The organism is Prevotella heparinolytica (genome assembly GCF_002998535.1).
Taxonomy (GTDB): Bacteria; Bacteroidota; Bacteroidia; order Bacteroidales; family Bacteroidaceae; genus Bacteroides; species Bacteroides heparinolyticus.
The window spans coordinates 541,041-557,681 of the sequence record NZ_CP027234.1 but is presented as its reverse complement, the minus strand read 5'-3'; the positions used below and the strand labels follow the sequence as shown (position 1 = coordinate 557,681).

At 43.3% G+C, this 16,641-nt stretch carries 8 protein-coding genes and 1 riboswitch; of the genes, 5 read left to right on the top strand and 3 right to left on the bottom strand.

Annotated elements, in window-relative coordinates:
* Positions 1 to 14: 14 nt before the first annotated feature.
* Both C3V43_RS02240 and C3V43_RS02235 read right to left on the bottom strand, forming a co-directional pair.
* Complete coding sequence (locus C3V43_RS02240) at positions 15 to 1,877, bottom strand: SusD/RagB family nutrient-binding outer membrane lipoprotein (protein ID WP_106068418.1); 1,863 nt, start codon at positions 1,875 to 1,877, stop codon at positions 15 to 17.
* A gap of 28 nt (positions 1,878 to 1,905) precedes the next feature.
* Positions 1,906 to 5,115, bottom strand: a complete 3,210-nt coding sequence (locus tag C3V43_RS02235) for a SusC/RagA family TonB-linked outer membrane protein (protein WP_106070417.1) — start codon at positions 5,113 to 5,115, stop codon at positions 1,906 to 1,908.
* 871 nt (positions 5,116 to 5,986) lie between these two features.
* On the opposite strand from C3V43_RS02235, the gene C3V43_RS02230 reads away from it, so the two are divergent.
* The 4 genes from C3V43_RS02230 (at position 5,987) to C3V43_RS02215 (ending at position 13,048) form a co-directional block, all read left to right on the top strand.
* Positions 5,987 to 6,895, top strand: coding sequence for a transposase (locus C3V43_RS02230; RefSeq protein ID WP_234878149.1), 909 nt, complete (start codon positions 5,987 to 5,989; stop codon positions 6,893 to 6,895).
* A gap of 217 nt (positions 6,896 to 7,112) precedes the next feature.
* The gene (locus C3V43_RS02225; RefSeq protein WP_235655878.1) at positions 7,113 to 10,253 is read left to right on the top strand and encodes a SusC/RagA family TonB-linked outer membrane protein; all 3,141 of its coding nucleotides are present in this window, start codon (positions 7,113 to 7,115) and stop codon (positions 10,251 to 10,253) included.
* Positions 10,254 to 10,279: 26 nt separating this feature from the next.
* Positions 10,280 to 12,157 carry a SusD/RagB family nutrient-binding outer membrane lipoprotein gene (locus C3V43_RS02220; protein WP_106070414.1) on the top strand — a complete coding sequence of 626 codons (1,878 nt, stop codon included), beginning with the start codon at positions 10,280 to 10,282 and terminating at the stop codon, positions 12,155 to 12,157.
* 36 nt (positions 12,158 to 12,193) lie between these two features.
* The gene (locus C3V43_RS02215) at positions 12,194 to 13,048 is read left to right on the top strand and encodes a hypothetical protein (protein WP_106068417.1); all 855 of its coding nucleotides are present in this window, start codon (positions 12,194 to 12,196) and stop codon (positions 13,046 to 13,048) included.
* Between the two features lie 70 nt (positions 13,049 to 13,118).
* Here the strand turns inward: C3V43_RS02215 and C3V43_RS02210 are convergent, their stop codons facing one another.
* Complete coding sequence (locus C3V43_RS02210; RefSeq protein WP_106068416.1) at positions 13,119 to 14,318, bottom strand: hypothetical protein; 1,200 nt, start codon at positions 14,316 to 14,318, stop codon at positions 13,119 to 13,121.
* Between the two features lie 120 nt (positions 14,319 to 14,438).
* Positions 14,439 to 14,644, top strand: a riboswitch (cobalamin riboswitch).
* A gap of 617 nt (positions 14,645 to 15,261) precedes the next feature.
* Here C3V43_RS02210 and C3V43_RS02205 point away from each other — a divergent pair.
* On the top strand, positions 15,262 to 16,635 hold the full coding sequence (locus tag C3V43_RS02205) for a tryptophanase TnaA (RefSeq protein ID WP_106068415.1): 1,374 nt from the start codon (positions 15,262 to 15,264) through the stop codon (positions 16,633 to 16,635).
* The last annotated feature ends 6 nt before the right edge of the window (positions 16,636 to 16,641 follow it).

Below are 16,641 nucleotides of genomic sequence, written 5' to 3'. Positions count from 1 at the left end.
CTAATCAACCTTTTTTATTCCTGATCAGAATCCCACCAGACATTGATGGTGAAAGCGTCATCCTCCGTATTCCACATGGCAGATGACATGTTTGCACCCGGCACTTGACTACCAATGGCCTGCAAGTTTTTGGAGTTATAGTTGAACTCGTGAGAGCACTGCATCCAACGACGATAGTATTTACCCTCAGGAATTCGCTTCAAGCCATCGGCACTAATCTTATGATATGCCGGCACACCCCATCCAAAGAAAATCTCAGGATTAAAGTCATAGCGACGCATATCATTCCAGATTTCCACGGAGAAGTGCAAGGCAATACGCTTTTGAGTCATTATCTTACCCAAAGTCAAGTCACCGGCCGTACCAATGCCGTTAGCTAAGAAATTATCAATATCCGCCTGTTCCATTGGAGTGAAAGACGGACACGATTTCAGTGACGCATCATCCGCACACCATTTATTCAATTTCTCATTCATACAATCAATGCTTGCCTTGATGCCGTCCCTATATGCCGTAAATGCTCCACTCTTATCATTCTGTTTGAATAGCACTTCAGCTTTGATAAAGCAGGCTTCGGCATAAGTTCCTACATACGTCGGCGAAGATACGCGCGTATAGAAAGAACCCGATTCTTTTGATGCATCCGTATCTTTGAGTCTTCTATACAATAAGTCCACGTTCTCATTATAGCCTTTGCTGCTACTCGTAGCTTCTACATAGATTGTATCACCCTTACGGATATCGGCCTGGGTATTGATCCACCAACCACCTTTACTCAAATCAAAATCAGCTCTTAATGGGCCGCCTGTCAAATTCGGCGCAGCATTTGATACCATATCTACCCCCAAAGAGCGTCTCCATCCATTTTTGAATTTTATATTTGCAGGTGAAGCGGCTGATTGTTGCGACCAAGCCCATGGTATGACTTTATCTGCACGCGGATCTTCTACACCTAATCCGGCAAAGTTCGTCAGGTTATCATAAAGCATCTTTGTCACCATGTAGCCGCCATTCATTCCGCATACAGAGAAAAGAGGAGAGTAATCAACCGGTTCATCCCAACCCAGTACATCATGAGTAGGGCCATTATCATCTGTGTGATTGATAATCGTATTATCGGCATTGCTCTGCTGGGCTTTGGCCAAGCAAGCCAAAATCTCTTCCACATCATATTTGCCTTCCTTATAACTTCCTGTTGCCTTTTTAGAGAGTTTATTGCAATAACGGGCTTTCAACAAATAGGCCAACTTCAGCCATTTGTTAACATTCCCGCTATTCCAAAAGTCCCCTTCGGCCAAAGTGGGAAGCGCAACATCCTGTTGTTTCTGCAAATGTTCAATACCTTCATCCAGTTCGTTCAGACATCCTAAATAAATAGTCTTTCCATTATCGTACGCTGGAGTGGCACTTTGACCCAATGCTTCGGTATAAGGCATTTCTCCATATAAATCAGTCATCAGCATAAAGCCATAGGCTCGAATCACCTTCGCAACTCCCGCATAGTGCCAGGCACCGGCCGACACGGCTTTTTTATACATATCTTCGATGTTTGAACCCGCACCGACAAACCACCACTGATAAGGAGTGGTAGAAGGCCCATACTTGGTAGCCCAAATGGGGTTCCAACAAGACATTTGCCAATAAGTACCTCCATTGAAGTTTCTCGTCCAATCGCCCATAGACATACTGGAACGCCAAGCGGCAAACTGATTGGCACTGTTCGTATAAAATTCGATATGGGCCAAACGTGTTTGATAGTTAGTGCTCTCTGAAGACGGATGTTCGGGGTCGATATTGACATTCAACCAGTCACTACAAGAGCTCAGAGAAAACGTCAGCAAACTCACGCTACATAATAATGTCTTTATAGATTTCATATATTTTCTTCTTTTTATTGTTCTACAATCAGAATGTCAAGTTCAAGCCAAAGGACATGCCCGAAGTGGCAGGAACTCCACAATAGTCAAAACCTACTGAAGATGAGCCACCCACACCGGCACCGGCAGCAGCCACTTCGGGGTCGCCATCATAGTTGGTAAACAGCAACAAGTTTGTAGCCGACGCAGATACGGAAGCACGCTTGACAAACCCTATTTTCTGAAGCCACTTTTTAGGCATCTCATAAGAAAGAGAGACCGAACGAAGTCTCAACAAGTTAACTTTCGTAATATAATTCCTCGTTTCCTTGGTATAAAAGTTCTGGTAGTAATCTTTAATAATATTATACCCGCTTTTTTCTACTCCATTAAATACATAGGACTTATCTGCTTCCCATGTATTGCTAACAGCATTGCCGTCAGCATCTACACCGGTCACCGTTAATGGTTTATTACGAATGTCTGCCGAGAACTGGCTCACACCCGATAAATCCATCGAATATTTTGTACCATTGATAACATCACCACCTACGCGATACTCCCACAGCATATTGAAAGACAAACCTTTCCATGTAAGCGTATTGTTCAAGCCACCGGTAAACTTAGATTCACGATTGCCCACCTCGGTAAGCCCGGAAGTATAGGTCGGCATGCCGTTGGCATCCAATATCACATTACCCGCTTCGTCTCTTTGCCACTTCGTTCCGGCAATCGCCATGAAGTTACCGCCGTTGAATGAAGCAGCCTGTGCACCGGCATATTGAACATCCGTGACATACATCACATCCATGCCTTCGGGCAGTCCATCCAACGTACCGCGGTTACCGGCCATATTGAAGCCTATGTCCCATGTGAAATCTTTGGTCTGAATAGGAGTACCTGAAATAGACAACTCCATACCTTTATTATATACATTACCGGCATTGATAGAACAGAAAATATAACCGGTAGACTGAGGACCGCGGGGAGAGAGAATCTGATTATAAGAATCGTTGGTATAGTATGCATAGTCGATGTGCAAACGGTTTTTGAAGAAGCTCAGTTCAACACCTATTTCCGTAGATTTGGTCATCTCCGGTTTCAAATAAGGATTGCCACGTGTCCAACTGTTACCTACACTGACAAGATTATTCAAAAAAGTGCCTACCGGCCAAAGGGATGTCGCAGTTTCATACACACCTGTATCTTTACCTACCTTTGCCCATGATGCTCGAATCTTACCAAAGTTCAGTATATCATCCGACATCCACCCTAACTTCTGAAGCATTTCCGTGAATACGAACGAACCGCTTACCGAAGGATAAAAATAGGAACGGTGCTCAATAGGCAGTGTAGAAGTCCAGTCGTTACGTCCGGAAACCGTCAAGTAAAGCATGTTCTTCCAAGAGGCACGGAATTCACCGAACAAGCCTACTAATCTTTTTTTAGTAGGTTCATTCATGAAGCTTTTATTTGAATTAGTGGCATTGGCATACGAGAAGAAATCAGGCACAGAAAAATTATAGCCTAACTTGAAAGTGCTATGAGTCTTTACCTCGTCGATAGTAGAACCTAATAACAGATTAAAATCGAAATCACCGAAGGTCTTCGACATATTAGACATGAAATCATGCGACATATAGCGGAATTCCTTACTATTGTCACTCAACATTCCTTTTTGCCATACCTGCTTGAGCACGCCATTGGCTGCCAATCTGTTGGAAGCCGTTTGGGTATATTGGTCCAAACCTACTTTATAAGATAAAAACCACCACTTGGCAATATCCGCTTTGACACTGATTGCCCCGGTAAAACGATGCGTATTATCATAGATGTGATTTTTGTTAACAATCCAATATGGATTATCTTCCTCGTCCCAGGGGTCAAGGCGATCGCCAAACATACGATAACGTGAACCATCCTCATTCAGATAATGTCTCATATCATCAAACGAAGACCAATTGTAGACACGATATAAAGCTCCGTTACCGGACGAACCATACAGGCCTGCTCCCGTCAAAGTCCTGTCTGTATGAGCATCAGAATATGCCGCATTCGCATTGAAGGTAAAGATGCCGACGTTCTGTTCGCCATTAAAGCGGAAAGCATATTTGCGATAGCCTGTTTCAGGAACGACACCTGCCTGGTCATACAATGAACCGGACAGATAGTACTTGCTCTTTTGTGTACCACCCGACACACTGGCACTCTCATCGAAAATATTACCGGCTTGGAAGAAGTTTCCTATATTATCATACGTTTGAGCTTTTGACTTTTCACCCCAGGAACTATAAGAGAAGTCGTTAAATACTGTACCTATGTATTTCTTGTCTTTATCATACTGATCTTCCATATAGCCTCTGGCATACTCTGTCTGGTATTTAGGCAAATTTTTCACCCAAGAACTCGTAAACTTCGAGCTGACACTCACCTCTACAAGCCCCTCTTTTCCTTTCTTGGTCGTAATCAGAATCACGCCGTTGGCAGCACGCGAACCGTAAAGCGCTGCAGCTGCAGGCCCTTTCAGCACAGACATATTTTCAATATCTTCCGGGTTAATATCCATCACGCGGTTAGAGGAAGTAGAAGCAGAACGCATAGAACCATCAAAGGCAGAGTTGCCAATCACGGAAGAGGAGTTGTCATAAATCACTCCGTCAACCACAAACAAGGGTTGGTTATCCTTACCCTCCGAACCGGATGTTCCACCGCGAAGAATAATCTGCGCACCGGCACCGGCAGCACCTGAAGACTGGGTGATGTTGACACCGGCTACTTTACCAGAAAGTGAAGAAATGGGGTTCGCCGTCTTAATCTTCATCAATTCTTCAGACTTCACTTCTTGCATAGCATATCCCAATGCTTTCTTTTCTTTCTTGATACCCATAGCCGTCACCACCACCTCGTCCAACGCCTGCGAGTCATCCTGCAAAGTTACTGCATAAGAAGAAGCGCTCGTGACTTTCACCGTTGCGGCTTTGTAACCGATAAAAGAAATCTCCAATATACTACCCACCGACGCATTCACCGTGAAATTTCCGTCGATATCCGTCACGGTTCCCGTACTGGAACCTTTCACCAACACACTGGCGCCAATGATTGGTTCGCCTGACACATCTACAACTTTACCCGTGATTTTCCTTGCCTGCTGAGTAGTGTAAGAACTTGGCACACTTTCGGCAAACACATCGGCCGCAAAAGGTGTAGCCAACCCAAACAATGCAAGCATCATTAATGATAAGCAATAATCTCTTTTCATAAGCATTATTCATTTTAGATTTGTTTGTAAATATATAAATTATTTCAATAATCAGATAATCAAAAATATTAAAAAACATAAAACAAAAACTAAACATCCTCTTCTATGCCCCAATGAATCTTAAAAGTATCATTAACAGACGGCATACTTGAGTTCGGGATAAAACTTTTAATAGCGAATATTTCACTAAACTCCGGAAATTATCTTTTTTTGAAAAATATAACCAAATATTCTTCTTAAAGAGTCGAGAAAAAAAGACGAAACATATTCTGTCCTATATCGAGGGTATCTAAGTCGTATACTTAGGGGGGCTAAGTAGTATACTTAGGGTACCTCAGTCGTATACTTAGATACCCCCTCGCCAGAAGGTGTTCTGAAGGGGGTAATACCAACCTTCGGATTCTTTGCCAAGAGTAGATTTTAAAAGGTAAACCATTATTACATCTACAAATTATTTCCGATTGTTTCATGATATTTGTTTTAAGGACAGAGACAAAGCATTCTACCATTTTATTGCGAATACACCGGATTGTTTATCTCAAACCGGCGTCATCATGTTTTTAAGAGCATTCTCATTGGACAAATAAATTAATTATCCTAAAAATATAGCTAAAATTCCATTTCCTTTATTTGGCTATTTATATGAAGTATGTTCTGGGAAAAAACATAGTTTAAAGGAGTCTATCAGCCATATATGAGAGAATTCATAAAACAAATCACATATTATATATAATGCGAATCAGTAGTTGAAATCCCTACTTGATTCAGTTAGTTAAAATGTTATTATTCAATTAATTATCTTGTCTGTTTGTTTCTTAATCTCCTTGGAAATCAGTATATTAGAAGAATAAAACCACTCATTGTTCTAATTATGATTCCCAAGGAGAAAGAGCTAAAACTTATAAAAATATATATGTACATCTGCGATATTTACCAGTCTTCACTGAAGTTTTACTGCCAGAGATTCAGTAATAATGCAAATCCTATCTTTACAGACCAGGAACTGCTTACCGTATATCTGTTTTGCGGAGCCTATCAGCGATACTTCCAAATCAAAGAGATACATACATTCACTGAAGAATATTTGCTCTCATGGTTCCCCAACCTACCTTCTTATCAGACATTCAACTATCGGTTAAACCTGATGAGTGAGGCAATTGGTGAACTTGTAAAGCATCTCATTACATTCTTTAAACCGGAGGATTGCGATTCTATGACATCACTTATTGACTCTATGCCCATTATTACCTGTGCAGGAAAGAATAAAACAGGAAAGGTAGCTACTGAAATTGCAACCAAAGGATACTGTTCTACAAAGAACATTTATTATTTCGGTCTAAAAATCCATGCTTTAGCCTTTCGTAGGGAAGGAACTATTCCATTTCCTGAAATGATTATCTTATCATCGGCAGAAGAGAATGATCTGACGGTTCTTAAAAGAGAAGCTGCTGACATCCTTATAAAAAGAAAAATCTTCGCTGATAAGATATACTCGGATTTCTCTTACTGGAGGAATAAGCAGCAAGAACAAGGAGTAACTATGCTAACTCCCGTAAAAGCAATAAAAGGGGAGGCTCCGGTTATTACTCAAAGAGAGAAAGCCGGAAGAGACCTGTTCTCTACTGCTGTTTCAAAGGTCAGACAACCCATAGAGTCGTTTTTCAACTGGCTGAATGAGAAAACAAATATTCAAAGAGCGATGAAAGTCAGATCAACATCCGGACTTTTAGTACATACGATGGGAAAAATTGCCATCGCATTCATTTATCTAATTTTTTAAAACAAGAATCAGAGACCAACTACTGATTCGCATATATAATTAAAAAACAGAAGATTACCAGTATAAGCGATGAACAGATAAATCATATAACTCTTCAAAATCTATCTAAACGTGCAAATCCGATTTTAATATTTATTTTCTATTTTTCAACATATTTGATTAGCTTTTTTCTAAAATAAGTCATAATTTCGCAAATAAACCAAAATGAATAATGCTTATGAAAAGAAATTATTGCTTATCATTAATGATGCTTGCATTGTTTGGAACAACTACGCCCATTTCTGCTATCGCAGTCACAGAAGGTGTAGAGAGTTCCTATAGCACTCAGCAAGCAAAGAAAATCACAGGTAAGGTTGTGGACAATACCGGAGAACCGGTGGTCGGTGCCAATGTTGTAGTGAAAGGAACAAGTAATGGTACAATTACGGATGTAAACGGTAACTTCACTTTATCTGTTCCACCTAAAAGCTGTTTGAACATATCTTTCATAGGATATAAAACAAGAACTGTGACAGTAGGGAATCAAAGCCAACTAACCATTGTATTGGAAGAAGATGCCAATATGCTGGGAGAAGTGGAAATTACTGCCGAATTCGGAATGAAGCGTGTAGCACGCGCAGTGGGTTCGTCTGTACAGAACGTCAAAGCAGCGGATATTATCGAATCCGGGCGCGATAACTTTATTTCAGCCTTACAAGGACGTGTATCAGGCATGAATGTATCGTCCAGTGGAGGTGCGCCGGGTTCTTCCACAACAGTAATATTGCGAAGCATAACTTCTATTTCGGGTAATAACCAACCACTATATGTAGTGGACGGCATACCGATGAACAACTCCACTTTCGACCCTACGACCTTTGCTGATGCCGGAGCAAACTTTTCGAGCCGTAACTTGGATTTTGCATCAAGAGGTAATGACTTCAATCCCGAAGACATTGAATCCATGACCATACTGAAAGGCGCAGCGGCAGCAGCCCTTTATGGATCGGACGCATCAAATGGAGCCATCATTATCACTACTAAAAAAGGAAATTCAGGAAAAGGACGTGTAAGCTACAGTAACAGTTTCCGCTGGGACAAAGCTTATGGGTATCCCGAAATGCAAACCAAATATGCACAAGGGGCTTACGGAACAACCAACTATTACTATACAAGCCGTTACGGCGGACTGTATCCGGAAGGAACAACCTTATATGATAATATCGACGCTGTGATGCAAACCGGATTCACCAGCAGACACAACGTTTCCGTCGAAGCCGGAAGCGACAAAACAACTATTCGCGCCGCAGCCTCTTTCCTCAACCAGACCGGCGTCGTAAAAACAACGGACTATGGACGCACCAACCTGACTCTTTCAGGAAAAGCCGATATCACTAAATGGATGAAGTTTGAGGCGTCCATGCAATACACCTCGACCACCAATTCAAAAGCACTGCGCGGCACAGCAGGTCCGCTGTATCTCGCCATGCGCTGGCCGATGGTGGACAATATGGCAAACTATCTCGACAAGGATGGTTCACACATGCGCATGCCCGACTATTATACAGATACAGACCGGCTGAATCCACTGTTCGGGTTGTACAGAAACAAATATTATGATGAATCGGATCGCTTTCTCTCCAATGCGGCAATCACCATCAAGCCGATAAAGGAAATCTTCCTACGTGCCCAAATAGGATGGGATGTCGGCACACAGGCTTTCGAGACCTCAAACCATCCTTACTACGCGAACAACAATGCCGGATCGGGATACTACAACTTGGCAAAGTCCAACTTCTCCGACCCCACTCTGAATATTCTGGCCGGATATAACAATGAGTTTTTCAACAAGAAGCTGACATTTAACGTACAAGTGGGCTATCACCAGATAGAAAACGGTGTAACACGCCTATCTACTTATGGTGCTAAGTTCGCCGTCCCCGATTTCCAGTCAATCAATAACTGCGACCCCACCACCATTGCAAGTAAAAAACGCACCACCAAACGACGTGTGCAAGCTATTTCGGCACAAGCCGAATTCGGCTACGACAACATGGCATTCCTCACCCTGCGTGCCCGTAACGACTGGTCGTCTACATTGCCGAAAAAGAACAACTCATATTTCTATCCGGCAGCCGAATTAGCATTCATCGCCACAGAACTACCTTTCTTGTGGAAAAATAAGTATATAAGCTACCTGAAACTGCGCAGCTCCGTGGCTCAAGTAGGAAAAGACGCCGGTCCGCTGGAGATTGATCCGGAATTGGAACCCACCGGACTTTGGGGAGGAGGCTACGGTTATGGTTACACAGGTCCGAACAAGAACTTACGACCGGAAATGACCACTTCGTGGGAAGCCGGATTTGAAGGACGCTTCTTCAACGACCGTATCGTTGCAGACTTTACTTACTTCCGCACCCATTGTTCCGACCAAATCGTGAAGGGTTTCCGACTGAGCTATGCTACCGGCTTCGTTCTGAATAACATGAACGTTGGTACATTCGACACATGGGGATGGGAGATGCATATCGACGGAGATATCATCAATCAAAACGGACTGCGCTGGAATGTAGGCGTGAACTTATCACAAACCGGCTCGGAGGTAGTGTATCTGCCAGACAACGTGAGCGAATACTACAATGCTGCCACATGGAACTCCGGAAATATCCGTAACGGTATCATGAAAGGACATCCCGTCACCACCCTGACGGGACGTGCATACAGCCGCAACGAAAAAGGAGATATTTTGATCAGTCCTACTACGGGACTTCCCCTCGTCGACGAAAAATGGAGTATTATCGGAGATCGTGAACCCAAATTACGTTATGGCCTCACAACCGCTTTGACGTGGAAAGGCCTTCGTTTTTCCGCTATGTTTGCCGGTCGTCATAAGGCAACCGTCGTAAACGGTACTAAACGTACGATGATGACCACTGGTACAAGTTGGGAATCGGTGACGTTGCGTGAAAGCGGTCCGGTAATTTTTAAAGGCGTATTGAAAGACGGAAACGAGAATTCCGCTAATCCGACCCCAAATACAATCGCAGTGGATTACAAGGCATACGGCGCTTCCATTTATGGTGGAGGAGACGAAGATTGGCTTGAAAAAGGCGTCAACTACCTGCGTCTGCAAGAGTTGAGGCTATCATATACAGTTGCAAGCAAATTCTTAAAGAAAACGTTCGGCGGATTAATCAGCAACGCCAACATCTACTTATGCGGCAACGACCTTTGCACTTGGACCAACTACTCGGGTATCGACGCTGTCGGGAATACCGTATCGGCGGCAGCCGGCGGTACCGGAGGCGAAGGCTATGACGTATGGTCGCTTCCCAATCCGCGCAGTATCTCATTTGGTATCAGCTTGACCTTCAATTAGAATTGAAATAACAAAAAGACATGATTATGAAAAGAATATCAATTATAACAATCTTAGCGGCTATGTTGTCATTCAATAGTAGCTGCGACGACTATCTGGATGTAAACAACAACATCGATGCGCCCGATTATGTGGAAGGATACCTGTATCTGTCGGGAATCATCCAGAACTACCAGAACGTCTATTATGACATGCGCGCCGTAGGACCGCTCACACAAATGATGGGAACCAGTTCTTACACCAACTTTGCAACTCATTACTATAGTACAGGTTCGGATGCCGGAGGTGATGTATGGAGAATGGTGTATTGGTTGCAAGGCATGAATCTGGAAAACCTTATCAACCAATCTATTGCCAACGAAGAGTGGACAATGGCAGGTATCGGATTGGCTATCAAAGCTTTCGGATGGGACAAGCTGACCAAATATCACGGTGAGCTCCCTATGAAAGAAGCATTTGTCCCGAATTTACTGTCACACAAGTACGACAGTCAGGAAGAAATCTACGCACAGGTAAGAGAATGGGCATATAAAGCCATCGAATACTTGAACATGGAAGACGCCCATAAATATGGAAGCAAAATCAGCAGTAACGACTGGATTTATAAAGGCGACAAGGATAAATGGATAAAGTTTGCCCATTCTGTTATAGTGCGCAACCTGGCTTCGCTCTCCAATAAGAACGATTTTACCAGTAAATATGCACCCGAACTGATAGAATGTGCAGGGAAAGCTTTCCAAAGTAGCGATGATGACGCAACCGTAACCTTGGAAGGGAAAGGCGAAAGCTCGGCAGAAAAAGCTTATAATAATTATTGGGGAACTTACAGAGGTAGTCTTTCACGTTTTTACTTCCAACACGAATATGCAGTTCAGGTGCTGACCGGAAGCGTTCCTAAATATGATGAACAGACAGGAGAAAAGTATCGTGTGGAAAATAATGACTATCATCCATACGAACTGATGGAGAAGCAGATTATTTGTGATACAATAATAGATATAGCCGGGCATTATGATCCCCGTATGGCCGTGAAACTGGCTACGACAGATGACCCTACTTACCAAAACATCAACAACGCAGACAGTGTCAAGGCTCATCGATATTATGGCGGCTCCTTCACCGGATACAGTGGTCCGATAGGGACAGCACCCTCTTTCTACGGACGCAACGCCAGCTCGCAATATAAAGGAGGCATTCATGATGGAAAAGGTCGCTGGTTGTATCGCGACGATGCTCCATACATATTGATGACGTGTGCCGAAATTAAATTCTGCACTGCCGAAGCATATTACAAAATGGGTAATAAAGATGCGGCATTGCAAGCTTTTAAAGAAGGAGTTAAAGCCGATTTGGACTTCTGCGCCAAGTATATATATCCCGGAACTCCCGGACAAGCGGCAGGAGGTGACAAAATCACGAAAGAAGTATTCAATACGCTGGCCACTGAATATGCCCAAGGGCCTTATGTGGAAGGTATAACAAGCAATGATTTAACCCTATCGCACATCATGATGCAAAAATGGGTGGCACTCTATCCTTGGGGAGCGCACGAAGCATGGGTAGATATGCGTAAGTATCACTACGACATAATGTATAGTGGTGAATATCCCAAATTGGGAAATGGTTGGTCCGAAACCATGATAGACCAAAAATGGGATACAGATGAAACAAAAGTATATAAAGGATTCTATCTTGCTCCGGCACAAGTACAGAGTCGCAAAGGGCATTATAATACCCGTAATCAAGGTTCGCCTTGCTACAGAGTACGCCCGCGCTACAACTCGGAGTACATGTGGAATGCACCTTCGCTCGATGCCCTGCGTCCCATTAGTGGAAGAGCGGACAACTACCACTGTTCCATTCCTTGGTTTGCATATCCGGGCGAGATGCCGGCAAGTCTATAAATACAGCATTATTAATCATAAAACAAGAACATCAGTATGAAAAGCTTTAAATATATATTTCTATTTTTAGCCATAGCACTGGGGATGGCTTCATGTGAAAAACATGAAATAGAATACAAGAGTACCCCGATAGGAGAAGGGATGGCTGAAGTACAGTTGCACTATTTTGTCCCTGTCACCGCTGTAGCCGGCAATAACATTTATAAAGTGGAACTCGGAGGACAAGAATATGTGAATAACGGTGCAGCAGTAATCAGTGCTTACAACGCAACCCCTTCGGGAAGCGTAGGCCGCTTCTACTCCGTGAAAGCAGGAGAAACCAACATCAAATTGTACAAAGGTTCCAAGCTAGATCTTGTGTATGACAAGGCCACAACACTGGGCGTCGGCAAACAGAACGTCTTTGTTTATGACTTCGACAAAGAGCCGATTGTTTTCGACAATGGATATCCTTATGAAACTAATACGACAATGGATACAGACAGCACCTGCTGGGTGAAGTTCTATCATTTCATGTATGAGAAAGAAGGAGAATACTGCCCGTTGAAGCTGCAATACCAATATCAGTACACCATATCCAAAGAGGTTAAAAGCGAATGGATAAACATTGGCGAGCCGATAGGTTTTGGAGAAACAACGGGATGGCAACCTATCAAAATAAAGAAAAGCATTTTCAATTCTGAAGGCTATGCCCGAATTGATTACAAAATCAAAGTACAAGATGCCAACGGTAAGTACACTGAAGATTTACAATTATGGAACTCGAACAGTAAATACGTATCTTATGCCGACTATTGGAACGGCTATATAGGAAGACGTTACCATCATATCCTAAAAGGTATGCGCTCGGCGAAACCTCTTGCTTCAGTAAGTCAATTCATAGCTTTATAACATAATGAAGTTTTAAAAAAACAGCCGCTTCTCACGATCCGGCTGTTTTTTTATCATCAGAAATCCTCTCCTACTTCCCTATCGGCTGTATTTTCCTCCTCACCTCTTTTGATATCTCAAGAAACATGTAGTTCAGCTTGCCGGAATGAATTCCCTCTTTATGCTGCGCATATTTCTTGTTGGCATATTCCTTGGACTTATCGAATGTAATGCGCGACATCTGGTTTTGTGACTTGCCCAACATCGTTGAGTCCAATTGCTCGTCAGGGAAGAAATCATCCAAATCGACATCGCCAATCATGGTTGTCTCAAGAAAGTTCATATCTTTATGACCCGAATCCGTGTAGTAACCCACAAACATGTGCCCGGGAATGCGCACCAATATTGGTTCGATATTGATGGCACGAAGCAAAGAAGCGAACAAGACGCTGCCGTCCACACAATTGATTTGTGAAGACTGAAGCGCATCATCGAATGTGCGGACGCGCTGCGAGAAAACCACGTTACTGGAAAGGCTGGTATTGGACACCGAGCTATAACGGAAGCTACGCTTCTGCAACACATTCCATAAGGCATATACCTGTTTGTCCACAGCCTCGGGCTTACCGGCCTGATAGCCTAAAAAACGATTCACAATACGGGTATTCAACGCCTCACGCAACAGTTGGTCTATCATTGGGTTTTCCTCGTTGACATAAGCAGCGAAGAAGATACCGGTATCGTGAAACCTGGTACCGCCGGTGACGTAGCCCAGCAAGCACTCGTTCAGGCTACGAACGGAAAAGGTACGCACGCTCTGCCCCAAATCCTTGCCGTTTATCTCAACCGTTACAGCCACACTGATAGGTTCGGCTTGATTATTTCTTTTCAAAGCTTCGTAATTCCAGATAAGATCGGGATAAATAGTGTATTCGGTCCTCGACTTTTCCAATACAAATTCAGATACAGAACGAGAGAAGAACGGTGTCTCGGCCACTTCTATCCGGACACGGCTGTAAGCCTTGCCCGAACGCATGCGAATAGCGATGCACGACTTGGGATTACCCACATACATGGAATCGGCAGGGATAATAACTTGTGCATCAGTAGTTGCCACCGAAAGAATGCCGGAAGGGAATATGTTACCTCCCAAATCATCGACAATCTCAAAACCGGAACGGAAAGGAGATGCATTCAGCCAAATAGTTCCAGCCACGGCAAATAGTGCCACGATCAACAGCAAGTAGTGCTTTTTACAATAATCTCTACATATATGTATAAGTCTTTTCATTTCATCTTGTTTGGTGATGCAAACTTAGATAAAAATCTGCGATTTTTATGCCTGTAGAATAAAAAAGAAGACCGTCTCCCTCACTTGAGAGGAAGTTGTTTTGTTTTCTAAGAAAAAATCTTTATCTTTGCAATGCATTGGTTTGCCACTCCTATCCAAGGATGGCAATTAAAAGGGAATCAGGTGCAAATCCTGAACAGTCCCGCTGCTGTAAGTTTCATAAAATGCCGCAGACAATTTACCCTATGCCACTGGAAGTTTCTGCTTCCGGGAAGGCGTCTGAAGCAGAAACAAGTCAGAAGACCTGCCATGCACACCTTTATCATAGCTTTCGAGGAAAAAGCGTTGAGTTTAATGAGCCGGACAAATCGTCCTATCATTTCATTCACCAAACTTGATTCAAAGAAAGTAAATAAACTCTGCCAAGTTTATTTGATGGTGTCCGGTCGAAGTGATTTCGCCCGGACATTTACATTATAAAAAAGTGGAACAAATGCGAAAACACGATGAAGGAGTTCCTCCATGTTTGTAATTCAAGGCAATTCGATATTTTATGCCTACACAATCCTAAGCCCACACTTGAAGAAGCATATGCCCACACTTGAAGAAGCATATGCCCACACTTGAAGAGGTGTAAGCCCACACTTTAGCAGGCGTAAGCCCACACTTCAAGAGGCGTAAGCCCGCACTTTAGGAGAGCCAAGCCCACACCTTAGGAGAGCTAAGCCCACATCTTAAGGTAAAGTAGCTTTTGAGATATGATGAACTGTCAACGGATTTGTCGGGGAGTGAGCCGAGTTAACATTCGCACATGCACCTCGGATTAATCCCAAAAAGTCACTATTAGTTGCTCTTTACATATTTTTCCGCTATATTTGACAAGTCAAAAACCTAAATAAAGGCCCATATACTAACTTATTGTCAAACCCTAAATAAACAATCTATGGAATTACCATTTGTCGAAGCATGGAAAATTAAGATGGTGGAGCCAATACGGAAAAGTACCCGCCAAGAACGTGAACAATGGTTGAAAGAAGCCCATTACAACGTTTTTCAACTTAAATCGGAGCAAGTGTACATTGACCTCATCACCGACTCGGGCACCGGAGCTATGAGCGACCGCCAATGGGCAGGTATGATGCTGGGAGACGAAAGTTACGCCGGAGCAAGTTCGTTTTTTAATTTAAAAAATGTCATTACTCGCCTGACAGGATTCGAGTATGTCATCCCCACCCATCAAGGACGTGCAGCCGAAAACGTACTATTCTCCTATTTAGTGCATGAAGGCGATATCATTCCGGGAAACTCACATTTTGATACCACCAAAGGGCATATCGAAGGACGAAAAGCTATCGCATTGGACTGCACCGTAGACGAAGCAAAACAAACACAACTGGAAATTCCCTTTAAAGGGAATGTAGATCCCGACAAACTGGAAAAGGCATTACAAGAACATTGCGAGCGCATACCTTTCATCATTGTCACCATTACCAACAACACAGCAGGCGGGCAACCCGTATCCATGCAAAACCTACGCACAATACGAGCTATTGCCAACAAATACGGGAAAAATGTTCTTTTTGACTCCGCCCGTTTTGCCGAAAACGCATACTTCATCAAAATGAGAGAAGAGGGTTATCGTGACAAAAGCATCAAGGAAATTTCGCGAGAGATGTTTGCCCTTGCCGATGGTATGACCATGAGTGCGAAAAAGGATGGCATAGTAAATATGGGAGGATTCATAGCTACTCGCTTGAAGGATTGGTATGAAGGGGCAAAAGGATTCTGTGTGCAATTCGAAGGGTATCTTACCTACGGAGGTATGAATGGACGAGATATGAATGCACTCGCCATCGGACTGGATGAGAATACGGAATTCGACAATCTGGAGACACGCATCCGCCAAGTCATGTATTTAGCTCAAAAATTAGATGAATACGGCATTCCATACCAACGCCCGGCCGGTGGGCATGCCATCTTTATAGATGCCCCCAAAGTATTGACGCATATTCCCAAAGAAGAGTTTCCGGCACAGACATTGACCATTGAATTATATCTGGAAGCTGGCATACGCGGTTGTGAAATAGGCTATTTGCTGGCCGACAGAGATCCTATAACCCATGAAAACCGTTTCAATGGTTTGGATTTACTCCGTCTTGCCATCCCCCGGCGTGTATATACCGACAACCACATGAATGTGGTGGCAGCCGCCTTGAAGAATGTATATGACAGACGGGAAAGTATCACCCGCGGAGTGTCCATCACTTGGGAGGCCCCACTGATGCGCCATTTCACGGTACAATTAAGCAGACTATAGTCAACG

What these genes read in the sequence shown, in the direction of transcription:
- C3V43_RS02240 (WP_106068418.1), bottom strand. Translation starts at nt 1,877, where the DNA reads ATGAAATCTATAAAGACATTATTATGTAGCGTGAGTTTGCTGACGTTT.
- C3V43_RS02235 (WP_106070417.1), bottom strand. Translation starts at nt 5,115, where the DNA reads ATGAAAAGAGATTATTGCTTATCATTAATGATGCTTGCATTGTTTGGG.
- C3V43_RS02230 (WP_234878149.1), top strand. Translation starts at nt 5,987, where the DNA reads ATGATTCCCAAGGAGAAAGAGCTAAAACTTATAAAAATATATATGTAC.
- C3V43_RS02225 (WP_235655878.1), top strand. Translation starts at nt 7,113, where the DNA reads ATGAAAAGAAATTATTGCTTATCATTAATGATGCTTGCATTGTTTGGA.
- C3V43_RS02220 (WP_106070414.1), top strand. Translation starts at nt 10,280, where the DNA reads ATGAAAAGAATATCAATTATAACAATCTTAGCGGCTATGTTGTCATTC.
- C3V43_RS02215 (WP_106068417.1), top strand. Translation starts at nt 12,194, where the DNA reads ATGAAAAGCTTTAAATATATATTTCTATTTTTAGCCATAGCACTGGGG.
- C3V43_RS02210 (WP_106068416.1), bottom strand. Translation starts at nt 14,318, where the DNA reads ATGAAAAGACTTATACATATATGTAGAGATTATTGTAAAAAGCACTAC.
- C3V43_RS02205 (WP_106068415.1), top strand. Translation starts at nt 15,262, where the DNA reads ATGGAATTACCATTTGTCGAAGCATGGAAAATTAAGATGGTGGAGCCA.